The organism is Aeromonas sp. V90_14 (assembly GCF_029967615.1).
Classification (GTDB): domain Bacteria; phylum Pseudomonadota; class Gammaproteobacteria; order Enterobacterales; family Aeromonadaceae; genus Aeromonas; species Aeromonas hydrophila.
This window is the reverse complement of sequence record NZ_JASCAS010000032.1, coordinates 29,794-54,939: the sequence shown is the minus strand read 5'-3', so window position 1 is coordinate 54,939 and position 25,146 is coordinate 29,794. Positions and strand designations below refer to the sequence as shown.

Below are 25,146 nucleotides of genomic sequence, written 5' to 3'. Positions count from 1 at the left end.
GAGGCCACTGGCCTCCTCTTCTTTTATCCGCCCTGATCCGATGATCAGGGCCGGCGGTCAGCCCAGATGGTTGAGTGGCAGCGCCGTCTTGTGCTTGATCCGGCGCAGCACGAAGCTGGAGCGCACCCCGGTCACCCCCGGAATGTGGGTCAGCTTGTCCAGCAGGAAGTGCTGGTAGTGTTCCATGTCCCGCACCACCACCTTGAGCTGGTAGTCGGCGTCGTTGCCGGTGATGAGGTCACACTCGAGCACTTCGGGCAGCTCACTGATGGCGCGGTCAAAATTTTCGAACCGCTCCGGGGTGTGCCGGTCCATGGAGATGTGAATGTAGGCGGTGAGGGTCAGCCCCAGCTGGCGGGCGTTGAGCAGGGTGACGTGGGTGTCGATGAGACCGGCATCCTCCAGCGCCTTGACCCGGCGGGAGCAGGGGGAGGGGGAGAGCCCGACCAGCTCGGCCAGCTCCAGGTTGCTGATGCGGCCATTCTCCTGCATCAACTCCAGAATATGCCTGTCTATGCGATCAAGTTTCAGCATTCTCCGTTCCTCGTTGCAATTACTAATTCACTTTTCTTAGATTAAGGGTGAACTATTGCAAAAACAACTGAAAATACATGCTACTTCGCAACCACTCACCGGGCCGGCAGGGATACCATGGTTACATCTTCCGGTGGCAAGACAGAAACTCAACCCGGTCTCTGTGGTGAAGGACCTTACCGGGTCAACAACCCCATCAGCCGTCTCACCTTATCGGGCAACGACGGGCTGGAACGAGAGCATCCCCTCCCCGAAGGCAACAAAGCAGGCATCCCGGCGCCTGCTTTGTTGTTTCTGGCGTTTGCGGATCAGGGCTGCGGCCTGATGCGATAGAGGCAGCGGTGATCCCCCTCCAGCAGATACTGCTCCCGTTCCACCCCGGCCGGCGCCAGCAAGCGGCGAAACATCTCCAGCTCGCTGCGACAAAAGCCCCGGCAGGCCCGCGCCGCCGCACAGATGGGGCAGTGGCTCTCCCACAGCAGCCAGCTGCCATCCTCCTCCTGGCGATAATCCGCCATATAGCCCTCTCGCGTGCGCTGCGCCGTCAGTGCCGCCAGCCTGTCGGCCAGCGCCGGCTGGGTCAGCTCGGCCTGATAGCGGGCCAGCTGCTGCAGTTCCCGCTGGGCGATCAGCCGCTCCATGCCCACTTCGCCAAACAGCTGCTGGATGTTGTCGATAAGCTGCAGCGTCAGTTCGCTGTGGCTGTCGGGGAAGCGTTGCCAGGCCTGCTCGGTCAGATGCCACAACCGTACCGGTCGACCGCGCCCGCGGGCCTCGTCGTTGAAACTCACCCAGCCGTCGGCCTCCAGCGTCATCAGGTGCTGGCGGGCACCCATGGAGGTCATCTGCAACTGCTCTCCCAGCTCGGCGGCGCTCTGTGGACCGTGGCTCTTGAGCAGAAACAGTATCTTGTCGGTGCTGGCATTCATGGCAAGGCTCTCATCGTCGGTAGGTGCGGTCGCTTGCGCGGCCGCGGTTCTGGCATGGATAAGAGCATTATGGGGAGGGGGATTTTTTAAATCAACAATTCGCTTTACTTAATCTGGTTTGATTGCCAACATAAATAAACCAATAGCTTTATTTAATGGGGCAAACATGGAAGGGATCAAGGGGCAGGCCAGCCTGTGGGTATTGGTGATGACGGTGACGCTGGCGGTGGCGGGCTTCAGTCTGCCGTCTCCGGTGCTGGCGCCGCTGTTGCTGGATCCGGCCCAGGGCATGCTGACACCGGCAGCGTCGGACTGGAGCCGCAAGGTATGGCTGGGGGTCATCATGGGGCTCTATCCACTGTTTCAACTGGTAGGGGCTCCCTGGCTCGGCAAGCTCTCCGATCGTCATGGCCGCAAGCCGGTGCTGACCCTCTGTCTGGTGGGCGTGCTGGTGGGTTACGCCCTGATGGCGCTGGGTATCGCCTGGCGTTCCTTGCCGCTGCTGTTGCTGAGCCGGGTGGTGGAGGGCTTCTTCAACGGTGACATCGCCATCGTGCAGGCCATGGCGGCCGACATGAGCACCGCCAAAACCAAGGCGCGCAGCTTCGCCTGGATCAACATCGGCATGAACCTGGGCTGGGTGGTGGGCCCCATGATCGGTGGCTATGCCGCCGTGGTGTCCGGCGATTACAGCCTGGCGGCCTGGCTGGCGGTGGCCATGACCCTGGTCAATCTGCTGCTGGTGCTCTGGCTGCTGCCCAATCGGCCGGCAGCGGCCTGCAGTGAGCAGCCGCCACCGGCCCTCTCTTCCCGCCAGTTGCTGCTGCAACCGGCGCTGCTGCCCTACTTCGTGCTGACCCTGCTCAGCTACGGCGCGGTGCAGCTCTACTTCACCTACTTCAACGTCTGGCTGGTGGAGCGGCTGGCCTGGGATCCGGTGCAGCTGGCACAGGCCGCCGTGCTGGTGAGCGTGCCCATGATCCTGGGATCCTGGCTGGGCTCCCGTCTGGCTCGTCATTGGCGTGGCAGCAGTCTGGGGGTGGTCGGCCATCTGGTGATGGCGGCGGGCATGCTGATGTTCGTGCTGCCCGGCCACTGGTGGGGGCTGGCTCTCACCTTTATTCCCACCGGCATCGGCATGAGTCTGGGAGAGCTGGCGACCTCGGTGGCGGTCTCCAACCGCAGCCATGCCGAGCAGCAGGGGCAAGCGATGGGGCTCTATCGCGGGCTGGCGGTGGGCAGCGAGATCCTGGCGGTGGTGGTCGGCAGTCTGGTGCTGCTGGCAGGCACCGAGTGGCCCTTCTATCTGGCGGCGCTGTGCAGCCTGCTCTGTGCTGTCGGCTTCTATGGCCTGCGCCGGGCGGCGGATCGGCGGCAGCGGCTCGACGTTCAGGTCGAAGCCGGCTGACGGGATCACAGAACGACGCGGAGGGGGCAACCGGCGCTTGCATCGTGGCGCCGACTCTGGGACGGTATGGCTCTTTGCCTTGCTTGCCCGATCGCCCGGTGCTCCCCGCTATGTTCAGCCTTTGGCGGTGGCATGAATCGTTATCAGGCCATGGCGTTGAAAGCGGGTTGGTATGGCGCTGCATTCATTCGTTTCGACATTTTGGAGGTGATATGAGTCGTTTTCAGGCCATTGCGTTGGATATGGACGGTACCCTGCTGACCCGGGATCACAAGATCTCGTCTGCCACCCGGGCCGCGCTGGCCCAGGCCCGCGCCCACGGCATCAAGGTGCTGCTGGTGACGGGGCGCCACTTCATGACGGCCCGTCCTTTCCATCACGAGCTTGCCCTCGACACCCCCATCATCTGCAGCAACGGCGCCTACCTCTATGATCCGGTGCAGGAGAAGATCCAGGTCGGGGATCCGCTGGCGGTGGCCCCCCTCAGCCGGCTGCTGGCGGAGGTGCAGGCGCACCAGATGGGGGCGCTGTTCCACCTCGACGAGGGGATCGGCTACCTCGGCTGCGAGGAGCATGTGACCAGGATGCGCTACTGGTCGGCGACCCAGCCGGATCATCTCAAGATCTCCCTGCTGCCGGCGGAGGATCTGGCGAGCTGGCTCAGCCGGCCAGTCTGGAAGCTGGAGCTGTTCAACCAGGATCCCGCCCTGCTCCATCACTTCATGGCTGAGGTGGTCGAACAGCTGCCCTTTACCCGTGACTGGGCGGCGCCCTATGCGGTGGAGCTGGTGCAACCCGGCTGCAGCAAGGGCAACCGGCTGGCCCAGTGGGCGGCGAGCGAGGGGATCCCGATGGAGAACGTGGTGGCGTTTGGCGACAACAACAACGACATCAGCATGTTCGAGCAGGTGGGGCTGGCGGTGGCCATGGGCAACGCGGCGTCACAGATCCAGGCGCTGGCGGATCGGGTCACCGCCGATCACAACGAAGACGGCATCGCGCTGGCGCTGCAGCGCTGGGTATTGCCCGCCTGAGGGACAGCAACAGAGAGGGGCCATGTCGGCCCCTTTTTGGTTTGTCAGTTCCCGAAGGAGAACTGGATCACCCGATCCGGGAAGCGGATCCGGTTGTAGTCACGGCGCAGCCCCTCGTAGTGACGGATGGCGCGCTCGCGCTGGGCGCGGTAGTAGTCGCGCTGCTTGCTGTCGTTCTCGTTGCGGATCTGGCGCTCCAGCGTCTCGATGTCGCGCTCGGTCCGCTCCATGTCGCTCTTGAGGTCGCTGAGCTGTTTTTCCACCAGGTACTCCTGACGGCCGCGATCGTACTGGGTCAGGAAGCTGGCATCGTTGGGACAGACGCCCTGATACTCGGCGCCGGACTTGCCCTTGCTGTAGGCCAGCTCCGGAATGCAGTAGAGCTCCAGCCCCTTGGCATAACCCCGTTTCCACTCCGCTTCATCCACCTTGAGGCCGTATTCGCTGCAGGTCGAGACGTAGTCGCGGGTGGCGGCCCGGGTCTTGCCCTGCTCGCCGTCCTGATAACCCAGGTTGTACCAGCTCATGGTGCGGCACTCTTCTTCCGACAGCGAGCTGCAACCGGCGAGCAGGAAAGGCAGGGTCAGCAACAGGATCTTGGGGGACATGGACGACGGGCTCCGAGAGGGATGATGGGGGCATTCTAGAGAGGATGCCGGGGCAGGACAAGGGATGAAAAACGGTGCTGGCCGGCGCCGTTTTCTGAGCGGTTTGTCACTATTTGCGCGGGCTGGCGGCGTGGCGACCCGCGCCCTTTCCTTGTTGCCGGTCACGGGGTAAACTGCGCCATCTTTTAACTGGCGCGTAACAAAAATAATGAAAGTCCTGACCGTCGATTACCGCTCGCCCGATGCGGCGCAGCGCTTCACCGAATCCCTGCGGACCACCGGCTTCGGGGTACTGACCAATCACCCCATCCCGAAAGAGCTGGTGCAGTCCATCTATGACAACTGGTACCGCTTCTTCATGAGCGAGCAGAAGCAGGATTTCCTGTTCAATCGCGAGACCCAGGACGGCTACTTCCCGCCGTCGGTGTCCGAGGTGGCCAAGGGCCACAGCCAGAAGGACATCAAGGAGTACTTCCACCTCTACCCCTGGGGCCAGATGCCGGCGGAGCTGAAAGAGCAGGCGATGGAGTACTACCGCCTCGCCAACAACCTGGCGGCCGAGCTGCTGGGCTGGGTCGAGCAGTACACCCCGAGCGACATCGCCGCCCACTACAGCTGCCCGCTCTCCTCCATGATCGAAGAGAGCCAGAAGACCCTGCTGCGGGTGCTGCACTACCCGCCGTTCGACGGCACCGAGGAGCCGGGTGCCATCCGCGCCGCCGCCCATGAAGACATCAACCTGCTGACCATACTGCCCGCTGCCAACGAGCCGGGCCTGCAGGTGAAGGGGTCCGATGGCGAGTGGATGGACGTGCCGTGCGATTTTGGCACCCTCATCATCAACATCGGTGACATGTTGCAGGAGGCCTCCCACGGCTATTACCCCTCCACCACCCACCGTGTCATCAACCCGACCGGCGGCAGCGCCGCTAAGTCCCGCATCTCCTTGCCGCTGTTCCTCCATCCGCGCCCGGACGTGGTGCTCTCCGAGCGTCACACCGCCCACAGCTACCTGATGGAGCGGCTGCGGGAGCTGGGGGTGATCTAGTCCCCGACGCTGGCTCACCATCCTGTAAAACCGGAGCAAAATTGCTCCGGTTTTTATTTGTTGGCAGGATTGCGCGTTAAATGGAATTTAATTAGGTAATGCTGCCAACAATTCGCGTTTTATCCAGATGAGCGGCGTTGTGATTGCGCAGCCCCACCCGTACTCTGAGCGTCATTCTGGGCCCCTTGTGGCGGGCCCCACGGTTGGAGTTCTTATGAAGCAGTCCCAATGGTCATCCCGGCTCGGTTATATCCTGGCCGCCGCCGGTTCCGCAGTCGGTCTCGGCGCTATCTGGAAGTTCCCCTATGTGACGGCCGCCAACGGCGGCGGCGCTTTCCTGCTGGTGTTTCTGCTGTTCAGCTTCACCCTGGGGGTGGCGGTGCTGATGGGGGAGACCTTGCTCGGCAGCCTGAGCCGGCGCGGGGTGGTGGGGGCCTTCGGTGAACTGATGGGCAAGCGCTGGCGCTGGGTCGGCGCCATGGGGCTGCTCAGCAGTCTGCTCATCTACAGTTTCTACAGCGTGGTGGGCGGCTGGACCCTGGGCTACACCGGCATGGCGCTGGCGGGCAGTCTGCAGCACGGTGACGGCGCGGCCCTCACCGCCCGTTTCAACGACTATGTGGGGGATCCGCTCTGGCCGGTGCTGACCCACCTGCTGTTTGCCGGGCTCACCTGGTGGTTCGTGCAGGGAGGTGTGCAGAAGGGGGTGGAGCGTACCCTGCGCTGGATGATGCCGGCCCTGTTCATCATGATCCTGATGCTGGTGGCCTTCGGCCTGACCCTGCCCAACGCCATGGCCGGGGTGCGCCACTTCCTGATGCCGGACTTCAGCAAGCTCGGCATGTCCGGCGTGCTCGACGCCATGGGGTTGGCCTTTTTCTCCCTCTCCATCGGCCTTGGCATTCACACCACCTATGGCGCCTACCTGCCCTCCAGTGACGGGGTCGGCCGCTCCAGCCTCTGGGTGGTACTGCTGGCAAGCCTCATCGCCGTACTGGCGGGTTTGATGATCTTCCCGGTGCTGGCGGCGACCGGCATCGATCCCGCCTCCGGCCCGGGTCTCACCTTCATGACCATGCCGGCGGTGTTCCAGCAGTTGCCGTTCGGCCAGGGGCTGGCGGTGGTGTTCTTCGCCTTGCTGGTGGTGGCGGCGCTGTCATCGGCCATCTCGCTGCTGGAACACCTGCAGTGCTTCGTCAGCGAGAGCCTGGGCTGGTCACGACGGGCCGCCTGCGGCCTCATCACCGCGCTGGTGATGGCGGGCGGCATTCCGGTCAGCCTGTCGTTCGGGCCCTGGGCGCAGGTGACCCTGTTTGGCAAGAATATCTTCGAGCTGCTCGATTTCGTCACCTCCAACCTGATGATGCCCATGTTCGGGTTGGCGCTCACCCTGCTGCTGGGTTGGAAACTGGGGCGCCAGGCGCTGCCCGCCGGGCTGGCACTGCACTGGCGTACCCTGGTGATGGGCTGCTGGCGCTGGCTGGCGCCGCTGCTGATCGGCGGCATCCTGGTGCGCGGGCTGGTGTGATCAGGGTTGGCGGATGGGCTGCTGCGCCTGCTGGTGACGGTCCCTGACCTTGTCGATGGCCGCCTGCCAGCGGGCGATCACGGCGTCATCCTCGCTCTTCGAGAAGACGATGTAGAGCCAGTGTTCCTGCAGCAGCAGCCCTGAGTTCACCACGCTGCGGGGGGAGAACTTCATCTTGGCCAGGATGGCCGGCATTATCTGCTCCCCCATGGGGAAGGCGTCTATCTTGCCGAGCATCAGTCGTTCGATGGCATCTTCGATGGTCTGGCAGCGCACCAGATTGGTGTAGCCCTCGCGGGTGAGCAGCTCGTCATCGGCATTGCCGAGCAGCACGCCGACCCGCGCCAGCTGGCGCAGCTGGGCCAGATCGGTAAGCGGCTTGCTGCCCCTGGTCTGGTAGATCACCACCCGGTTCAGAAACAGCGGCCCTACCCACTTGAACTGAGGCTCCCGCTGGGGCGTGCGCAGAATGACGAACAGGGCGAAGCCGGGCTCGACCCGGGTCAGCGCCAGCGCCCGCTTGAGGGGGTAGATCTTGATGGGGTAGTCGACCCCCATCTCCTGCTGGGCCTCCTGCACCAGTTGCACCGCCAGCCCGCCGAGCTTGCCGTCGCTGGTGTGGGTAAAGGGGGGCAGTTCGTGGCTGAGCAGGGTCAGCGGGGGTTGCGTGGCCTGCGCCAGGCCGGGCAACAGTAGCCAGGGCAGCAGCCATTTCATCCAGTATCCGGTCAGGTGCGTCACGTCGGTACATCCATGTTGCGCAAGGGAGTGGCAGGGCAGGTCGGTCCCATCCGGTTGCACCGAACCCGCCCAAGCTAAGACTATTATCGTTCAAGGCCGTGGGCGGGGAGGCTGCGGCGCTGATTTTTGGCGCCGGCCGGGTGAAAACAAGATTTTTTGACCACATGAAAAAAAGTTTGGTCATGTTGTGTCAATTTTTCTTTCCATGGTTTAGGCTGTGATCCCTTTTCAGCATTCAGATCAGATTATTCATGTCACGTCGCGTTGCCCTGTTCGGTCGATTTTTTAGCTCGCAAGAGAGGTGACCTTGCACGCGCAGTTTGTCTGAATGTTCATTGCAAAGGTCGCCACCAGGCGGCCTTTTTTGTTGCCCCGCCCAGCGCGGTTACCCATGGAGTATCGATGTGATGTTGTCTTGCCCGGAGGTTGTATGAGCCAGGTTCAGTGGTCTTCCCGTATCGGTCATGTGCTGGCAGCCGCCGGTTCGGCGATCGGCCTTGGCGCCATCTGGAAGTTTCCCTATGTGACGGCCACCAACGGCGGCGGTGCCTTCCTGCTGATGTTTCTGCTGTTCAGCTTCACCCTGGGGGTGGCAGTGCTGGTGGGGGAGACCCTGCTCGGCAGCCGCAGCCAGCGCGGGGTGCTCGGTGCCTTCCACAAGTTGGTGGGGCCGAACTGGCGCTGGATGGGGTACATGGGGATCCTGTGCGGCTTCTTCATCTACAGCTTCTACAGCGTGGTGGGCGGCTGGACCGTGGGTTATGCAGCGCTGGCGGTGAGCGGGCAGCTTAACCTGAGCGAGGGTGCGGCGCTGACCGCCTTGTTCAACGGCTATGTCAGCCACCCCTGGTGGCCGGTGCTGACCCATCTGGTGTTTGCCGGCCTCACCTGGTGGTTCGTGCAGGGAGGCCTGCAGAAGGGGGTGGAGCGGGCGCTGCGCTGGATGATGCCGGCCCTGTTCGTGATGATGATGCTGCTGGTGGTGACTGGCCTCTCCATGCCCGGCGCCATGGCCGGGGTGCGCCAGTTCCTGCTGCCGGACTTCTCCATGCTGACCGGCCAGGGCGTGCTGGACGCGCTGGGGCTGGCCTTCTTCTCCCTCTCCATCGGGCTTGGCGTGCACACTACCTATGGTGCTTATCTGCCCAGCAGCGAGGGCGTGCTGCGCTCCGGCGTCTGGGTGGTGACGCTGGCGAGCCTCATCTCGGTGCTGGCGGGGTTGATGATCTTCCCGGTGCTGGCCTCCACCGGTATTGACCCGACTGCCGGGCCAGGGCTCACCTTTATGACCATGCCGGCGGTGTTCAACCATCTGCCGTTCGGCCAGGGGCTGGCGGTGGTGTTCTTCCTGCTGCTCTTGGTGGCGGCGCTCTCCTCCTCCATCTCCATGCTGGAGCACCTGGTGCGCTTCACTACCGAGGAGTGGGGCTGGTCGCGCCGTGGTGCCTGCCGGGTGCTGACCCTGCTGATCATGGCGTCCGGGATTCCGGTCAGCCTGTCGTTCGGGCCCTGGAGCGAGCTGACCCTGTTCGGCAAGACCATTTTCGATCTGCTGGACTACCTCACCTCCAACCTGATGATGCCGCTGTTCGGCCTGGTGCTGACCCTGCTGCTGGGCTGGCGACTGGGTGAGTCCGTGCTGCCTGATGGCCTGTCGCCGCTGCTGCGTGGCTGCCTGCTCTGGTGCTGGCGGCTGGTGGCGCCGCTGCTGATCGCTGGCATCCTGGTGCGCGGGCTGCTGTAACCGCGGCCCGGCTGACCAGCCTAGTTGGGGGGCGTGGTGGGTAGACGGGGATTGAGGTGGGAGCGGATCTGCAACAGGGTCTTGTGGTACTCCTCGGCGTGGTGCTCCATGAAGGAGGCGCTGTGGTTGAGGCGTCGCTCCAGCCGATCCACCAGCAGGGCCACCCTGGGGGCGGCCATGCCGGCCGGCCAGCACAGTTGCAGCAGCTCCAGCAGTTGCCAGGCATCGCCCGGCAGGGCAGGGAACTCCTCCTGCAGGGTCAGCGCATACTGCACGGCCAGCTGGTGCTGGCCCGCCGCACTGGCCCGCTGCCGCTCCTGGCGCAGGTAGGTCAGCCGCAGCTCGCGCCGCTCCAGCTGTTTCATGAAATCGCCGATGACCTGCTTGAACAGCTGCTGCACCAGCGGGGCCGGGGCGACCCTGGCCTGATACTGGCTGAGCTGGCTCAGGTAGCGCTGGGCGTGGTGGGGCAGGCCGCAGAACTGGCTGACGGCAAAGCCGAGCAGCTGGTTGAGGTGGTGATCCCGTGCGCTCTCCGGCGGGTGCTTGGCGAGCAGCAACAGGGCCTCGTCGAAGCGGTAGTCCAGGCTCAGCATCAGCGCCTTGAGCAGGGCCTCCTCGTGGGCCCGCAGGGTCACCGCCTGGCTGAGGTAGCGATACTCCTGCTGTAAGGCACTGATCCGGGCGGCGCTCGGGTAGTGCCAGAGCACCGCCAGGCTGGCATTGAGGATGAAGTTATCGATGGACACCCGGAACTTGTGATCGCCGAAGAAGCGCAGGCTGAGGGCGTTGGCCTGCTCCAGCGCCTTGCCCTCGTCCTTGAGCAGCAGCGCCAGCAGAATGGCCGCCTGGCGCCACTCCGGTTGCCAGGCCTGCTTTTGCAACAGCAGGGTGAGCACGTCCCAGGCCCCTTCCCATTGCCGCTCGTGCAACAGACAGGCCAGCGCCAGCTCCAGTTGCAGGGGGGCAGGCAGCCGTTCCCGGTTGCGGGCTAGATCCTTGCGCGCACTCTCCAGCTTGTTCAGCCCCAGCAGGGCGTGGATCAACCCCTTGCGCGGCCACCAGGCATCGTGCTCCGTGGTGCAGACCGCGTAGTGCTGGGCGGCGTGAAAGTGATCCTGCTGCTGCAGCAGCATGTAGCCCTTGATCCGGTCCAGCAGCGGCCCCAGCTCCCGGTGCTTCTGTTGTTGATAGAGCAGGTCCTCGCACAGGGCGCAGCTGACCTGCCACTCCCTGAGCTTCATCGGGGCGGGCAGGGTGCGGGTCAGCCCGGTCAGCTGCACCAGTTCGCGCAGGCTGGCGGTGAGCTGATCGGCGGTGAACGGCATGGGCAGCAGCAGCGGAAAGTAGAAGTCGGAAGGGGGAAACTGCAGCTGATCGTGATCCTCGTCCAGCAACAGCAGCACGCAGCCCGGTTCGAGCAGACCCAGATAGTGGGCCTCCTGCAGCAAGCGCACCCCCTCACGGGCCTGATGGTGATACTGGCGGCAGATGACCACATCGAACGACTGCTGGCGCAGCAGGGTGGGCAGGGTCGCCAGCTCCTTGCAGTGGGTCAGCTGGGCGGGGGTGATCCCTTGCTCATTCAGCCCTCGGGAGAGGGCCGTGCTGAGCATGGCATCATCTTCGATCAGGAGGATCTGCATCCTTGGCGCTCCTTGGCTGGTTCAGGGTACGGACAAGTATGGCATGTTGCCGGAGTCAAAGAGCTACCACGCTCGACGCCAGCCTGCGGGCGGTCAATTCCTCCCCGGCGTCAGGCACCTGGCGGGTTGATGAGAAACACCACAGCGCCGCGATAGGCCGCCGAGTCGGCCAGCCTGCTTTCCCAAGTTTGATCCCACTTGCCTCCCTGCACCAGCCCCACCTTGAAGGGCAGGGTCAGCCGCGTCAGCGCCTGAAGGTAGCGGGCGTTGCCCGGCTCGGTGCGGCGGCCGCGATAGGTCTGCACCACCAGCTCGTCGACCACGCCGGCGAGGGCGTTGAGGGTGGCGACGTCGCCGGTGCGGGTCCAGTCCAGCAGGCCGGTGATGCTGATGGCGCAGTCGGCGGGCAGCTGGCGGCGGAGCTGGCGCAGGAAGTCGCCATAGTCCGCCAGCCGGTGGGTGCGGGCATCAAAATCGATCTGGACGCCGCGCACCTCATTGCCCTTGCGCTGCCAGGCCGCCAGCTGGTTGGTCAGGCTCTTGAGCAGGGCCTCATCCCAGTCGAGTCGCTCCACCCGATAGGCGAGCCAGATTTCTTTTACCGGCAGCTTGCTCGGCGCTATGCCCTGCCCCTGAAAACGCACGGGTTGGCGCGCATCGAGCGGGCCTATTTCCCCCTGATGCAGATAGAGCCGCTCCGCCTGCTGCAGCACCGGCTGGGGCCTGACCCCGGCCCACAGCCAGAACTGGCGGTAGTGGCTCGCCTCGACGGCGGCGCTGGCCTCGGCGCTCAGCAGCGCCAGCATCACCAGTAATATTTGAGTTGCTTGGCCCACTGGCTCGTTCCGTACTGGCGTTTGAGGGTGTTGAACCAGCCCTTGCGCTGGCTGAGGGGGATCTCTTGGCTGCCACAGCTGTTGTTGCCGCTCGGGGCGTAACAGTTGATGGCGCGGTAGAGGGCGTAGGCCTTCTCTTCCTTGGCGGCCTTGGGGCTGGCGATCACCTGTTGATACCAGTCGAGCCGGCTGCGTTGCTGGCCGGCAAACAGATCCCGGCTGCCCGCCAGGGTGTCGGCCCCCGGCCGCTGCAGGAGCGGATCCCAGTCCAGCCCCTGGCTCAGGAAAAACTCGCCGAGGCAGTTGAGCGCCTTGGGCGATTGGGGGTTGTCCGCCAGGGTGGTGACCACCGCCGTGAGCGCCGGGCACTGATACTCCTGGCTCCCTTGCCAGTCGAACGGGGCGGCCAGCGGAGCCAGCGCCAGATCCTGCAGGAAGCCCCGGTAGTCGCCGTGGGTCAGCTGCTTGTAGCGCAGGGTGTGGCCGGCGCGCTGGCGCAGGGTGTCGGAGGCCTGCTCATCCTGCACCATGCGGCGCAGCAGCGGGGCCGGTGCCACGTACTCCAGCAGTGGAATGCGGTAGTGATCGCTCTGGATGGGGCTCTCCTTGGCGAACACCTGCTCCAGCCGGCCGGCCCGCTCCAGGGTCATGGCCAGTGCCAGCTGCAACAGCTGATCCTGCAAGGGGGTGGGCTGGCTGGCGAGCAGGGTACGCCACTGCTGCTCTGCTTCAGGCAGCGCCTGACTGGCCGCCAGCGCCATGCCCTTGAGCACCTGCTGGCTGAAGGCCAGGTTGTCGAGTGGCCCCTTGCCGAGGGCGGGAGCGGCGGCGATGACGGCGGCATAATTCTTGGCCAGATAGTAGCGCTCGGCCTGTTGCAGATAGGCGAGCCAGGCCGGGTTGCTGGCAAACTGAGCGTTCTGCTGGGCCAGTTCGCCGCTTTGCAGCGGCTGCCACTCGTCCCAGCTCTCGTGCAGCCGCAGCCGGCGCAGATCCTGCACCAGGGTCAGCTGCGGCATGGCGGCTGAGCCGGTGAAACCGGGCTGCATCAGCAGCTTGAGGTCTATTTCGTTGAGCAGCTCCGGGTTGCCCGGCTGGCGGCTCGCCTGCTGGAACAGGCTGGCCAGCGCCGCTTCGTCCCCCTTGAACCAGGCGAGCCGGCGCAGCAGCCCGTTGGCGGAGTCCAGATAGCGCCCCTCTGGGTAGCGACTGCGATAGTCGGCGATGAACTGCTCGGCGCGCTGCACGGCGGCCTGGTCAATCTGGTTGCGATCCAGGGTGCCCCAGTCATCGAAGGCGCTTTGCTGGGACTGGTTGAGGGCGACCCGGATCCGCATGTAATCCGCCGTCTCTTTCAGCCAGGGCTGATCCTGCCCGGCGAGGGCGGCAAACAGCGCATCGGCCTGGGCGAACTCCCCCTGATAGAAGAGTCGGCTGGCGGCCAGGTAGTCGGCAAAGCCCTGACCGGCGGCCGACAGCGGCGTGGCCTTGGCTTCTGGCGCCGTTTCGACCTGCTGGGCGCACTGGCCCAGCATGGCCAGCCGCTGGCGGGCCAGCTGGTTGCGCTCGTCGGCGCCCAGCGCCGGGGTGTCGACCAGTGCCTGCAGGAAGGCTTCGGCAGAAACGGGGTTGTTGCTGATGCAGCGCCCCTCGCTCCAGCCGGCGGCCCGCTCCAGGGCGGCCTGGGTGGTGCTCTGCTCGATGCCGAGACCGGCGGCCAGTGCCAGCAGGGGATCCGGCCCGGCGGGGGCCGGCTCGGCCTGGGCCGGGTTGAGCAGGGCCGGGTTGAGCAGGGTCGGGTTGAGCAGATCCTCGATGGCGAAGGGCAGCGGCAATGGCGCCTTGGGCAGCGAGAAGGCCTGCTCATCGGCCAGCAGCAGCGCCAGGTTGGTGCGGGTGTCGTTGTCGGGGGAGAGGAACGGCAACCCGTTCAGGTGGCACTGGGCGGCGGTCAGTTGCAGGGTGAGCGGCGTCTCGCAGCCATCCGGGCCGCAGGCCAGGGCGGGCAGGCTGCATAGGGCCAGCCACAGGGGAGTCAGTTTCATGGGCGCTTCCAGCAGGAGTCGGGATGCTGGCACGCTACAAGATGGCTTCGCCCCTTTCAACTGACCATAGGGGCAGGTCGGCCGGCGGCGGGCCTACTGCAGACCGGGGCCTTTGGCCGAGAAGGGGCAGTCGCGCTGCTGGATCAGTTGTTCTCCTGAGCCCGCCGCCCCCTGCCAGTGCAGGGCGAGCTGGCCGAGGCGGCCCAGGTGGCGCAGCTCGAATTCGTAGCGCAGGCAGGGTTCGGCGAGGGGCAGGCTGACCATGCCGGCCGGCAGCTGGTAGTCGTAGCGCAGCAGGGGACCGTCTGTCAGCGTGCTGCGGCTCGGTAGCAACCCTTGTGCCGTGGGGACGGGGGCGATCAGCCGGCGGCGCAGGCTGAGGGGGGCATCGATCGCCTTCTGGTAGTGCAGACCGTTCATGGCCGCCAGCTCCTCTTCCAGCCGTTGCAACTCCCCCTCCAGCCCGCTCAGCGCGGCCCCCAGCTGCTGATGGCCGGGCGCGGCGCAGCCCCCCAGCAGCAGGGTGAGGAGCAACAAGGGGGCGCGAATCGGGTGCATGGGCTCTCCTTTGAGCGCACGGATGGGCAGGGCCGGGGCTGACGACTATAGCAGGGTATTGGTGGGCGGCGCGGCGCGCAGCAGCCTGGCGAGCCGCTCCAGCCCCTCGGCGACGCGGGCGTCGGTGGCCGGCTGGCTCAGGCTCAGCCGCACGCCCTGCGGGGCGGCGAACTGGCCGGCGGCGAAGTGTTCCCCGCTGGCCACGCCGACGTCAAGGGCATTGGCGGCCTCGGCAAACTCCTGGCTGCGCCAGGGCTCCGGCAGTGGCAGCCAGGCGTGCATGGAACCCGCCTGCCAGCAGGCCCCCGGCAGCAGGTGGCGCAGCAGCTCGCCGCGACGTGCCAGGATCTGCCGCTGCTGCTCTACGAGAGGCATGATCTGGCGCTGGCTCACCAGCTTGCAGGCCAGCTCGATGAGCAGCGGGCTCACCATCCAGCTCGACAGTCGCATCGCCTGGGCGAAGGCGCCGCGCAGGGCCGGCGGGGTCAGCACGAAGCCGACCCGCAGGCCGCCACAGGCGATCTTGGCCAGGCTGCCCAGATAGATGACCCGCTCCGGCGCCAGATTGACCAGCGGTGTCACCGGCTGCTGGGGCAGCAGGCCGTTGACGTCATCCTCAATGATCAGCAGGTCGTGGCGACGGGCGATGGCGACGATGGCCTCGCGCCGCGCCAGGCTCATGGTGGCGGTGGTGGGATTTTGCAGGGTAGGGGTGAGGTAGAGCAGCTTGGCGCGGCGGGTGCGACAGGCCGCCTCCAGGGCGTCGGGCAGCAGCCCCTCTGCGTCCATCGCCAACCCCACCACCTGATTCTTCAGCTGACGGGCATTGCCCAGCATGCCGGGGTAGCTGAGCCCTTCGCAGAACAGGGTCTCCCCCACGCAGCCGGTGGCCAGCAGGGAGAGCATGATGCCGTGCTGGGCGCCGTGGCTGAACAGCAGATACTCCTCGCTGCCCGCCACCCCCTGCTCGGCCAACCAGTCGATAAAGAGCTGGCGCTGGCCGGGCTGGCCCGCTTCCTTGTCATAACCGAGCAGGGCGTTGAGATCCCCGTCCGCCACTTCCGCCAGCATGGGGCGGATGATGGCGGCTCGATCCAGCTGCACCGGCAGGTTCTGCCACAACTCGATGCGGTGTCCCTCCTCCTTGCGGATCACCCAGGCGTTGGCCGGATCCTCATGCTCCCCCTTGACCCAGGTGCCGTGCCCCACCCGGGCGGCCAGCAGCCCGCGCCGCTCCGCCTCGCCATAGGCGCGGGTGACGGTGCCGACGGTGACCCCCAGCTTGTCCGCCAGCGCCCTGTGGGTGGGTAGCCGGGTCTCGGGCGGCAGGGAGCCGTCCTGAATGGCCTGCTCGATGGCCTTCACCAGCTTGAGGTAGAGGGGGCCGGCGAAGGGGGTGAGGTCCGGGGTCCAGATTGTCATGGTGACAATAAATCCATTGATCGAAATGTATCGGCAATATAGCGTGATTTTGAACCCGATAACAACCAAAAGTGGCACATTGTATCGATACAATGTGCGCAGTTCAGGAGTACAAAGATGACGATCGAATGGTATGCCACTCTGTTTGGCTTTGCGTTGCTCACCTGTGGCACGCCGGGCCCCAACAACCTTATGCTGACCGCCTCCGGCGCCAACTTCGGGGTGCGTCGCACCCTGCCCCATCTGATCGGTGTCGTGGTGGGACAACCAGTCCTGCAACTGGTGCTGGCGCTGGGGCTCTACCCCCTGTTCGAGCGCTGGCCGCTGCTCAAGCTGAGCCTGCAGGTGCTGGGCAGCCTCTATTTGTTGTGGCTGGCATGGCGCATTGCGGTGGCCGGTGCCCCCGGTGATCCGGAACGACGTTCACGCCCGCTGACCCTGCTGGAGGGGCTGGGCTTCCAGTTTCTCAATCCCAAGGCCTGGATGATGGGCATCTCCGCCATCAGTCTGTTCAGTCTGCCAGGCAGTGCTTACTGGCCGAGTCTGTGGGGCATCATGGCCGTCTTCCCCATGGCCGGATTGCCAGTCTGTTTTGCCTGGGTGCTGTTCGGTCATCAGCTCAGCCGCTGGATCAACTCTGACAGAGGCTGGCGCCGGCTCAACGGCAGCCTGGGGGCGCTGACCGCGCTCTGCGTGGTGATGCTCTGGTACTGAGTGCTGCCAGGGGCCGTATAAAGATGCGAAGAAAGTGCATTTGCGGCCTTGTCTGACGGGCACCGGCTCTGCATATTAGAAGGCTTGTCGCCGAGTCGGCGCCCTGCATCATCAAGAGGTTGAGATGGATCTGAACTGGTTGCTTCCCCTGGCGGGCTTTGCCCTCATCACTTGCGGCACGCCGGGCCCCAACAACATGCTGCTCACCAGCGCCGGTGCGGCCCAGGGCTTTCGCCGCAGCGTGCCCCTGCTGGTGGGGGTGGTGGGGGGGATCAACCTGATGATCCTGGCCACGGCGCTGGGGCTGGGGGTGATGTTCGAGCAGCTGCCGCTGCTGCACGACGGGCTCAAGCTCATCGGTTCGGCCTACCTGCTCTGGCTGGCCTGGAAGGTGGCGACCGCCAGCGGCCCGGCCGAGGGCAACCGGCCGCTGATCCCGGCCCATCAGGGGGCCATGCTGCAGTTGCTCAACCCCAAGGCGTGGATGATGGCGCTCTCCGCCATCAGCGGCTTCACCCTGGCGGGGGAGGCCTACTGGCCCTCCGCCATCTGGGTGCTCGGCATCTTCTTCGTGACCGGCCTCTATACTGGGGCCTTCTGGGTGCTGTTCGGTGCCCAGGTGCGCCGCCTCATCCGCACCGCCAGAGGCTGGCGTCGTTTCAATCTCGGCATGGGGGTCGCCACGGCGGCCTGCGTGCTGATGATCTGGATTTAGTCCGGGCCTGCGCCCGGGCCTTTACCGGCTGTCTTGTTGGCCCTGCGGGGCCTTTTTTATTCACGGGGCTGTGCCATGAAGCGCGCTGCCCTCTGCTCGGTTTGCGCGATCGATTCACACACTCGGTTTGCATGATCGTTTTACACAAGGAGGTCCCATGAAATGTATCGGTCTGCTGGGTGGCATGAGCTGGGAGTCCACCGTCAGCTACTATCAGGCGCTCAACCGGGGCGTGCGCGAGCGGCTCGGTGGCCTGCACTCGGCGCGGGTGCTGCTGAGCAGCGTCGACTTTGCCGAGATAGAGCGGCTGCAGCACATCGGGGACTGGCCCGCCACCGCCCGCCTGCTGGCGGCCGAGGCGCGGGCCATCCAGGCCGGCGGCGCCGACTTTCTGCTGATCGGCACCAACACCATGCACAAGGTGGCGCCCGAGATCGAGGCCACCATCGACATCCCGCTGCTCCATATCGCTGATGCCACCGCGCGTCAGCTGCAAGCGGACGGGATCCAAAGGGTCGGCCTGCTCGGCACCCGCTTCACCATGGAGCAGGATTTCTACAAGGGGCGCCTGCAGGACAAATTCGGGCTGGAGGTGCTGGTGCCCGGCGAGGCGCAGCGGGAGCGGGTGCACCGCATCATCTATGACGAGCTGTGCCTTGGCGACATTCGCGATGCATCGCGGGCCGAATATCTGGCCATCATCAGCGCGCTGGCCGACGCGGGCGCCCAGGCGGTGATCCTCGGCTGCACCGAGATAGCCCTGCTGGTGGGGGAGGCCGAGGCTGCGGTGCCGCTCTACGATACCACCGCCATTCACGCCGAGGCGGCAGTCACTCTGGCGCTGGCTTGACGACAGGGGCCTGCTGGCAAGCAGGTGGGGCAGATAGTGGGTTGGAATATGCCGCACCACGGTGCCGCTCTACGACACAACCATGGCGATCCACGTCGAGGCGGCGGTGAGCCTGGCTGGCGCTGGCTTGATGACCATGGCTCTGCTGGCAAGCGGATAAGCCAGACATTGTCCGGCCGCCGGCTCGGCAGGGCTTGACCTTGCCGCAGGGTTGCTGCTTAGGCTGAAGGTCCGCTTTGGCCAACGAGGAACGACTCATGCAGCGTCGCGATTTTCTCAAATTCTCCACCGCCGTCGGTATCGCCGGTGCCCTGCCTTGGTGGGGCCGGGCGGTTGCCGCCGAGCGCTCAGCCCTGCCGATTCCTGCGCTGCTGGAGGCGGATGCCAGCGGCGTGTTCCAGCTCAGGGCCCAGCCGGGCCAGATGCAGTGGCGACGCCAGCCGACCCATAGCTGGGGCTACAACGGCAACCTGCTCGGCCCCACTTTGCGTGCCCGTCAGGGGCAGGCGGTGCGAGTCCGGGTCGCCAACCAGCTGGCGGAGACCACCACGGTGCACTGGCACGGGCTGGAGGTGCCCGGCACCGCCGATGGCGGCCCGCAGGCCAGCATCCCTTCCGGCAAAGAGTGGCAGGCAGCGTTTCGCATCGAGCAGCCGGCGGCCACCTGCTGGTATCACCCCCACACCCACGGGCAGACCGGCCATCAGGTGGCCATGGGGCTGGCCGGGCTTTTCATCCTCGACGACGAGGAGAGCTTGCGGCTGCCGCTGCCCCAGCGCTGGGGCGTGGACGACATCCCGCTGGTGCTGCAGGACAAACGGCTCGATGGGCGGGATCAGGTGGACTACCAGCTGGACGTGATGAGCGCCGCGGTCGGCTGGTTCGGCGATCTGATGCTGACCAACGGCGCCGTTTATCCGACCCACGACGCGCCTCGTGGCTGGCTGCGCTTGCGGCTGCTCAACGGCTGCAATGCCCGCTCCCTCACGCTGGCGACCAGTGACGGCCGCCCCTTGTATGTGATCGGCAGCGATGGCGGCCTGCTGGCGGAGCCGGTGGCGCTGAGCGAGCTGGCGCTGCTGCCGGGGGAGCGCTTCGAGGTGATGGTGGATGCCCGCAATGGCAAGGCGTTCGACCTGCTCACCCTGCCGGTACGCCAGATGGGAATGACCCTGGCGCCGTTCGATGCGGCCCTGCCGCTGCTGCGGATCCGGCCCTCCCTCATCGAGGGCAAGGGACGCTTGCCGGACAGCCTGGCCCGGCTGCCGGCGCTGCCCGCCACCCAAGGCTTGCTGAGCCGCACCCTGACCCTGTCGATGGATCCCGAGCTGGATCGGCAGGGGATGCAGGCGCTGATGAGCCGCTACGGCCACGGCGCCATGGCGGGTATGAGCATGGCCCACGGCGATACGGGCGCCATGGCCGGGATGAAGATGGACGGGCAAGGCGACGGGATGGCGGGGATGGATCATGGCGACATGGCCATGCCAGCTGGGGGGATGCAGCACGACACCATGGCTGGTATGCAGGAGGACAAGGGCAGTGCCAAGCCGCTGGATCTGCACGGCGGCAACCGCATCAACGGCCAGCCCTTCGCCATGAACGACCCGCAGTTTGCGGTCAAGCGCGGCCGCACCGAGCGCTGGATCATTTCGGGGGAGGGGGACATGATGCTGCACCCCTTCCATATCCATGGCACCCGCTTCCGGATCCTCAGTGAGAACGGTCAGCCGGTGGCCCCGCATCGCGCCGGCTGGAAGGATATCGTCAAGGTGGAGGGCGGGTGCAGCGAGGTGTTGGTGCGTTTCGATCACACGGCGCCCAAGGAGCGGGCCTACATGGCTCACTGCCATCTGCTGGAGCACGAGGATACCGGCATGATGCTCTCGTTCACGGTGGAAGAGTAAAAAAGGATGGTCCGAACGGGGCCATTTATTCATTTCACTGGTCAGATCTCACTATCTACGCACGCCACATACCCCTCGGCATAAAAGCGTGTAAAATTGCGCCCTGAATTTTCCGGCCAGCGCGCGCTGGCCGCGACTCCTTACCTGCAAGGCTGACACTGTGACTGAAGTAGATAGATTCGCGGACATTCGCCCCTACCGCGATGAGGAAGTGCCGGCAGCCATCGAACGGCTGATCCGGGATGATGAATTTGTCGGCGCCATCGCCAAGTATCGTTTCGGCTCCCTGATGAGCTGGCTGGGCTGGGCCATCCGCCCGCTGATCCGCCAGTTCCTGCGCTACAAGTGGTCCAAGGTGACCACCATCCATCAGGTGCAGATGGGGGTGACCCGCTACATGAGCCGGATGATCGCCACCTCCACCCAGGGGGTGACCTTCTCCGGGCTCGAGCATCTGAAAAAGGAGCAGGGCTACCTGTTCGTCTCCAACCACAGGGACATCGCCATGGATCCGGCGTTCGTCAACTGGGGGCTGCACACCCATGGTTTCGATACCGTGCGCATTGCCATCGGTGACAACCTGCTGCGCAAACCCTGCGCCACCGAGCTGATGAAGCTCAACAAGAGCTTCATCGTCAAGCGCTCCGCCAAGGGGCCGCGGGAGATGATGAAGGCGCTCGGCGAGCTGTCCGCCTACATCGGTCAGTCGGTGCACGAAGGCCACTCCATCTGGATCGCCCAGAAGGAAGGGCGTGCCAAGAACGGCGATGACAAGACAGATCCGGCCATCCTCAAGATGTTCTACGTGGACGGCAAGAAGCAGAAGATCGAGTTCGTCGACTACATGCGCAGCCTCAATATCGTGCCGGTCAGCATCAGCTATGAGCTGGATCCCACCGACAAGGCCAAGGCGCGCGAGCTGTACGAGAAGTCGGTCAACGGCAGCTACGAGAAGGGCGAGTTCGAGGACATCGAGAGCATCGTCGCCGGCATCGTTGGCCAGAAGGGGCGGGTACACGTCTCCTTCGGTGCCCCCATCACCGAGGGCTTCAGCGATCCGGATGAACTGGCCGCGCTCATCGACAAGGCGATCTGGGGCAACTACCGCCTCTTCCCGGGCAACTACCTGGCTGCAGATGTGTCCGGCAAGGCCAACACCATCGAGCAGGCTGCCTTCCTGAGCCGTCAGTCGGAGGTGCCGGAAGAGCACAAGGCCATCTGGCGCGCCATGTACGCCAAGCCGGTGGAGAACGCCGGCAAGGCTTGAATGAAACCGGTTGCGTGAAAAAAACGGGAGCAGATGCTCCCGTTTTTGCGTCTGGTCAAAGTCGACGGTGCTGGAGTAGTGAATAATATTGTTTCAGCTGGTACGATCACTGGGCGAACGCGCTTGCGCCTCTTGGCAAGCCGCGGATGAGTGTGTAACAGTGCACTCATCCCGCTTGATACGAGCAAATGCTCTATCCCTGTCTGCACGGATTGCAGGCGGTGTGACACAAGGACCTCAACAGGGTCCTTTTTCATTTTGCGGCTAAGATGTCGCCTGAATACACCTAAGGAAGCGCCATGATCACCGGCAGTCTGAACACCCTGCAGCGCACGCCGCTGCCCGCCCCGCTGGACCGCATCATGGTCGAGGTGGTGCAAAGCGTAGAACAGTGGCTGCAGGCGCCGCTCGGCAAGCAGGAGATCGACGGTCTCAAGCTGTTCTGCCTGGTGAGCGAAGAGCTGACCGAGCCGGCCGCGGATCGCCGTGGCGAGTTCCATCAGCAGTATCTGGACATCCAGCTGCTGCTGCGTGGTGAAGAGTGGATCGGGGTCGGGCCCCATGGCTATGTTGCCGAAGGCGCCGATCATCCCCATCCCGACCTCTGGTTCGTCGAGGACGAACAGACCAGTTATCTGGCGTTGCAGCCCGGCGACTTCGCCATCTTCTGGCCGGGAGAACTGCATCGCCCCCTCTGTACCCCCAACCAGCCGGCTCAGGTGAAGAAGCTGGTGGTCAAGGTGCACCGGGATCTGCTGGCCGGCCTGTGACCGCTGGCGCAGCCTGGCTGAGACGAGTGTCCGGAATCATCCGGATTTGCACTTAACATATTGAAAAATTGGGCGCACTTTCCTGCGACCATAAGCCCCCGGCAGGGGAATCCCATCCACTTTGGATGACACGACACTGTCGGCATAAAGCCGAAGCACAGGAAGATGTAGAACATGAGCAAGTTGGTATTGATCCTTAACTGCGGTAGCTCTTCCCTGAAATTTGCCGTAATGGACGCCGAAACAGGTGAGGACATGCTGTCCGGCCTGGCCGAATGCTTCAATCTGGATGATGCACGTATCAAATGGAAACTCCACGGGGTCAAGGGCGAAGCCATGCTGGGCGCGGGCGCCGCGCACCAGGAGGCCCTCGATCACATCGTGGGTCACATCCTGCCGCAGGATCCGACCCTGGCCGAGCAGCTGGTGGCCATCGGTCACCGCATCGTGCACGGTGGCGAGCAGTTCTCCCGTTCCGTTCGCATCGATGACGGCGTGATTGCCGGCATCGAAGCCGCCATTCCGTTCGCCCCCCTGCACAACCCGGCGCACCTGATCGGCATCCGTGCCGCGCTCAAGGTGTTCCCGGCGCTGGCAGAGAAGAACGTGGCCGTGTTCGACACCGCCTTCCACCAGACCCTGCCACAGGAAGCCTACCTCTACGCGCTGCCCTACAAGCTCTACAAAGAGAACGGCATCCGTCGTTACGGCGCCCACGGCACCTCCCACCGCTTCATCGCGGAAGAGACCGCCAAGGCGCTGGGCAAGCCGCTCTCCGAGCTCAACATCATCAACTGCCACCTGGGTAACGGTGCCTCCGTCTGTGCCATCCGTGGCGGCGAATCCGTCGACACCTCCATGGGCCTGACCCCGCTGGAAGGGCTGGCGATGGGCACCCGCTCCGGCGACATAGACCCCGCTGTAGTCTTCTTCATGCACGACCAGCTCGGTTACAGCGTGGAGCAGATCAACCACACCCTGACCCGCGAGTCCGGCCTGCTAGGCATGACCGAGGCGAGCAGCGACTGCCGCTACGTCACCACCAACTACGCCACCGACGCCGGTGCCAAGCGCGCACTGGACGTGTTCACCTACCGGGTGGCCAAGTATGTCGGCGCCTACGCTGCCGCCATGGATGGTCGTCTGGACGCCCTGGTGTTCACCGGTGGTATCGGTGAAAACGCCGCCATGGTGCGCGAGATGGTGCTGGCCCGTCTGGCCCTGTTCGGCTTCAAGATCGACAAGGAAGCCAACAACGCCGCGGTACTGGGCGGTGAAGGCCCCATCACGGCCGAAGGCAGCCGCCTGGCGCTGGTGATGCCCACCAACGAAGAGCTGGTCATCGCCCGCGATGCCCTGAGCCTGGTCGGCTAACGCCCCCTCGCTCCCAGACAACGCCCGGCCCCTGCCGGGCGTTGTCGTTTGTGGCGGCCGTGGCGCCGGCTGTCATTTGACATGGGGTGGCAGATACGTACCCTGACCGCAGTTTCACGCACAGGAGGATGGGATGAAGGAGATGTTTTTTCGCTGGCTGGCCGGGCTCGGGCTGGAGGTAACCGGCATGATGGGGCTGGTGATCGCCCTCGGCTTTATCGTGCTCACCTCGCTGCTGCTGCACATGCTGCTGCACCGGGTACTGCTGGTGCGGCTGGTGGGGGTGCTTGGCAAGACCAAGCAGGTGTGGCTGCCGCCCCAGTTGCAGCAGCGGTTGTTCTACCGGCTCGCCTTCGTGCTGCAGGGGGCCGTGCTGCTCGGTCAGGCCGAGATCTGGCTGCCGCGCAACTCCGACAGCCTGCAACTGATCGAGATGGTGGCCCAGCTCTGGATCCTGCTGTTCCTGTTGCTCTCCCTGTTTGCCCTGCTCGACTGCATGCTGTCGGTAAGCCGTTACACCCGGCTCGGGCGGGATCTGCCCCTGCGCGGCATCTTCCAGGGGGTGAAACTGGTGGGCAGCATCCTGGTGGGCATCCTGATGATCGCCCTGCTGCTCGGCAAGTCGCCGCTGTTCCTGTTCAGCGGTCTGGGTGCCATGACCGCAGTGCTGATGTTGGTGTTCAAGGACCCCATCCTCGGCCTGGTGGCCGGCATCCAGCTCTCCGCCAACCGGATGCTGAGCGTCGGTGACTGGCTGCAGATGGACAAGTACGGCGCCGACGGCGAGGTGACCGACATCGGCCTCACCACGGTCAAGGTGTCGAACTGGGACAAGACCATCACCACCATCCCCACCTATGCCCTCATCTCCGACTCCTTCAAGAACTGGCAGGGAATGACAGAGTCGGGTGGGCGCCGCATCAAGCGCAGCGTCAACATCGACATGACCAGCGTGCGCTTCCTGACGGCGGACGAGCAGCTGCAGCTCAAGCAGGCCCAGCTGCTGGCGCCCTATTTGAGCCGCAAGGAGCAGGAGCTGAGCGCCTACAACCAGCAGTTGAGCGACGCCATCAGCTGCCCCATCAACGGCCGCCACCTCACCAACCTCGGCACCCTGCGCGCCTATCTGGACGCCTACCTGCGCGCCCACCCCGGCATTCGCAAGGACATGACCCTGATGGTGCGCCAGCTGGCACCGACCTCGGACGGCCTGCCGCTGGAAATCTACTGCTTCACGGCGACCACCGCCTGGGCCGATTACGAAGGGATCCAGGCCGACATTTTCGACCACATCTTTGCCATCATTGAGCAATTTCATCTGCGGTTGCACCAATCTCCCACAGGTTACGATATGCGCGCCTGGCAAAAGGGGTAAACGACCGACCGGCAGGGGTTGGCGGCGGATAAAAAAAGCGATATTAATCGCCGACCCGCCGCCACTTGTCAGTTGAAATTTGCCCGGCAGAGG

23 protein-coding genes are annotated in these 25,146 nt (G+C 64.8%); 14 read left to right on the top strand and 9 right to left on the bottom strand.

Annotated features, from left to right (window positions below; translation table 11 throughout):
* Positions 1 to 57: 57 nt before the first annotated feature.
* Positions 58 to 534, bottom strand: coding sequence for an Lrp/AsnC family transcriptional regulator (locus QLG02_RS12185; RefSeq protein WP_005304871.1), 477 nt, complete (start codon positions 532 to 534; stop codon positions 58 to 60).
* A gap of 117 nt (positions 535 to 651) precedes the next feature.
* Between QLG02_RS12185 and QLG02_RS12180 the strand changes: the two genes are divergently transcribed.
* Positions 652 to 867 (top strand): hypothetical protein, encoded by a 216-nt coding sequence (locus QLG02_RS12180; protein WP_123785047.1) that lies wholly within the window; start codon positions 652 to 654, stop codon positions 865 to 867.
* Here the strand turns inward: QLG02_RS12180 and QLG02_RS12175 are convergent.
* On the bottom strand, positions 843 to 1,463 hold the full coding sequence (locus QLG02_RS12175) for a metalloregulator ArsR/SmtB family transcription factor (protein ID WP_282465276.1): 621 nt from the start codon (positions 1,461 to 1,463) through the stop codon (positions 843 to 845). The two genes, QLG02_RS12180 and QLG02_RS12175, sit on opposite strands and share 25 nt — an antisense overlap.
* A gap of 166 nt (positions 1,464 to 1,629) precedes the next feature.
* Here QLG02_RS12175 and QLG02_RS12170 point away from each other — a divergent pair, with 166 nt between their 5' ends.
* Both QLG02_RS12170 and QLG02_RS12165 read left to right on the top strand, forming a co-directional pair.
* On the top strand, positions 1,630 to 2,871 hold the full coding sequence (locus QLG02_RS12170; protein WP_282465275.1) for an MFS transporter: 1,242 nt from the start codon (positions 1,630 to 1,632) through the stop codon (positions 2,869 to 2,871).
* Positions 2,872 to 3,083: 212 nt separating this feature from the next.
* Positions 3,084 to 3,905 (top strand): Cof-type HAD-IIB family hydrolase, encoded by an 822-nt coding sequence (locus QLG02_RS12165; protein WP_282465274.1) that lies wholly within the window; start codon positions 3,084 to 3,086, stop codon positions 3,903 to 3,905.
* Between the two features lie 44 nt (positions 3,906 to 3,949).
* Here the strand turns inward: QLG02_RS12165 and QLG02_RS12160 are convergent, their stop codons facing one another.
* The gene (locus QLG02_RS12160) at positions 3,950 to 4,513 is read right to left on the bottom strand and encodes a DUF2799 domain-containing protein (protein ID WP_282465273.1); all 564 of its coding nucleotides are present in this window, start codon (positions 4,511 to 4,513) and stop codon (positions 3,950 to 3,952) included.
* 208 nt (positions 4,514 to 4,721) lie between these two features.
* Here QLG02_RS12160 and QLG02_RS12155 point away from each other — a divergent pair, with 208 nt between their 5' ends.
* Together QLG02_RS12155 and QLG02_RS12150 are read left to right on the top strand one after the other, a co-directional pair.
* Positions 4,722 to 5,561 carry a 2OG-Fe(II) oxygenase family protein gene (locus QLG02_RS12155; RefSeq protein ID WP_011707343.1) on the top strand — a complete coding sequence of 280 codons (840 nt, stop codon included), beginning with the start codon at positions 4,722 to 4,724 and terminating at the stop codon, positions 5,559 to 5,561.
* A gap of 214 nt (positions 5,562 to 5,775) precedes the next feature.
* The gene (locus tag QLG02_RS12150; RefSeq protein ID WP_244090102.1) at positions 5,776 to 7,089 is read left to right on the top strand and encodes a sodium-dependent transporter; all 1,314 of its coding nucleotides are present in this window, start codon (positions 5,776 to 5,778) and stop codon (positions 7,087 to 7,089) included.
* Here the strand turns inward: QLG02_RS12150 and QLG02_RS12145 are convergent, their stop codons facing one another.
* Complete coding sequence (locus QLG02_RS12145; protein ID WP_269384362.1) at positions 7,090 to 7,806, bottom strand: transporter substrate-binding domain-containing protein; 717 nt, start codon at positions 7,804 to 7,806, stop codon at positions 7,090 to 7,092.
* Positions 7,807 to 8,260: 454 nt separating this feature from the next.
* Here QLG02_RS12145 and QLG02_RS12140 point away from each other — a divergent pair, with 454 nt between their 5' ends.
* Positions 8,261 to 9,574, top strand: a complete 1,314-nt coding sequence (locus QLG02_RS12140) for a sodium-dependent transporter (protein ID WP_011707340.1) — start codon at positions 8,261 to 8,263, stop codon at positions 9,572 to 9,574.
* A 20-nt stretch (positions 9,575 to 9,594) separates the two neighbouring features.
* Here the strand turns inward: QLG02_RS12140 and QLG02_RS12135 are convergent, their stop codons facing one another.
* The 5 genes from QLG02_RS12135 to QLG02_RS12115 form a co-directional block, all read right to left on the bottom strand.
* Entirely contained in the window at positions 9,595 to 11,220 is a 1,626-nt protein-coding gene (locus tag QLG02_RS12135) for a hypothetical protein (RefSeq protein WP_282465272.1), read from the bottom strand.
* Positions 11,221 to 11,330: 110 nt separating this feature from the next.
* Positions 11,331 to 12,056: a DUF3142 domain-containing protein gene (locus QLG02_RS12130; protein ID WP_282465271.1), complete on the bottom strand. Its 726-nt coding sequence runs from the start codon at positions 12,054 to 12,056 to the stop codon at positions 11,331 to 11,333.
* Positions 12,026 to 14,101, bottom strand: a complete 2,076-nt coding sequence (locus QLG02_RS12125; RefSeq protein WP_282465270.1) for a hypothetical protein — start codon at positions 14,099 to 14,101, stop codon at positions 12,026 to 12,028. Before QLG02_RS12125 ends, QLG02_RS12130 begins: the two co-directional genes overlap by 31 nt.
* A 93-nt stretch (positions 14,102 to 14,194) precedes the next feature.
* The gene (locus QLG02_RS12120; protein WP_282465269.1) at positions 14,195 to 14,659 is read right to left on the bottom strand and encodes a hypothetical protein; all 465 of its coding nucleotides are present in this window, start codon (positions 14,657 to 14,659) and stop codon (positions 14,195 to 14,197) included.
* Between the two features lie 45 nt (positions 14,660 to 14,704).
* Positions 14,705 to 16,081: a PLP-dependent aminotransferase family protein gene (locus QLG02_RS12115; RefSeq protein ID WP_282465268.1), complete on the bottom strand. Its 1,377-nt coding sequence runs from the start codon at positions 16,079 to 16,081 to the stop codon at positions 14,705 to 14,707.
* A gap of 117 nt (positions 16,082 to 16,198) precedes the next feature.
* Here QLG02_RS12115 and QLG02_RS12110 point away from each other — a divergent pair, with 117 nt between their 5' ends.
* The 8 genes from QLG02_RS12110 (at position 16,199) to QLG02_RS12075 (ending at position 25,053) form a co-directional block, all read left to right on the top strand.
* Positions 16,199 to 16,795, top strand: a complete 597-nt coding sequence (locus QLG02_RS12110; protein ID WP_016351932.1) for a LysE family translocator — start codon at positions 16,199 to 16,201, stop codon at positions 16,793 to 16,795.
* 124 nt (positions 16,796 to 16,919) lie between these two features.
* Positions 16,920 to 17,510 (top strand): LysE family translocator, encoded by a 591-nt coding sequence (locus QLG02_RS12105; protein WP_017411093.1) that lies wholly within the window; start codon positions 16,920 to 16,922, stop codon positions 17,508 to 17,510.
* 157 nt (positions 17,511 to 17,667) lie between these two features.
* Positions 17,668 to 18,360 carry an aspartate/glutamate racemase family protein gene (locus QLG02_RS12100; protein ID WP_282465267.1) on the top strand — a complete coding sequence of 231 codons (693 nt, stop codon included), beginning with the start codon at positions 17,668 to 17,670 and terminating at the stop codon, positions 18,358 to 18,360.
* Positions 18,361 to 18,617: 257 nt separating this feature from the next.
* Positions 18,618 to 20,267 (top strand): multicopper oxidase CueO, encoded by a 1,650-nt coding sequence (cueO, locus tag QLG02_RS12095; RefSeq protein WP_282465266.1) that lies wholly within the window; start codon positions 18,618 to 18,620, stop codon positions 20,265 to 20,267.
* Positions 20,268 to 20,427: 160 nt separating this feature from the next.
* Positions 20,428 to 21,534 (top strand): 1-acyl-sn-glycerol-3-phosphate acyltransferase, encoded by a 1,107-nt coding sequence (locus QLG02_RS12090; protein ID WP_011707330.1) that lies wholly within the window; start codon positions 20,428 to 20,430, stop codon positions 21,532 to 21,534.
* A 299-nt stretch (positions 21,535 to 21,833) separates the two neighbouring features.
* Positions 21,834 to 22,304, top strand: coding sequence for a YhcH/YjgK/YiaL family protein (locus QLG02_RS12085; protein ID WP_049048167.1), 471 nt, complete (start codon positions 21,834 to 21,836; stop codon positions 22,302 to 22,304).
* A 174-nt stretch (positions 22,305 to 22,478) separates the two neighbouring features.
* The gene (locus QLG02_RS12080; RefSeq protein WP_024945799.1) at positions 22,479 to 23,678 is read left to right on the top strand and encodes an acetate kinase; all 1,200 of its coding nucleotides are present in this window, start codon (positions 22,479 to 22,481) and stop codon (positions 23,676 to 23,678) included.
* Between the two features lie 133 nt (positions 23,679 to 23,811).
* Entirely contained in the window at positions 23,812 to 25,053 is a 1,242-nt protein-coding gene (locus QLG02_RS12075; RefSeq protein ID WP_011707327.1) for a mechanosensitive ion channel domain-containing protein, read from the top strand.
* Positions 25,054 to 25,146 lie beyond the last annotated feature (93 nt).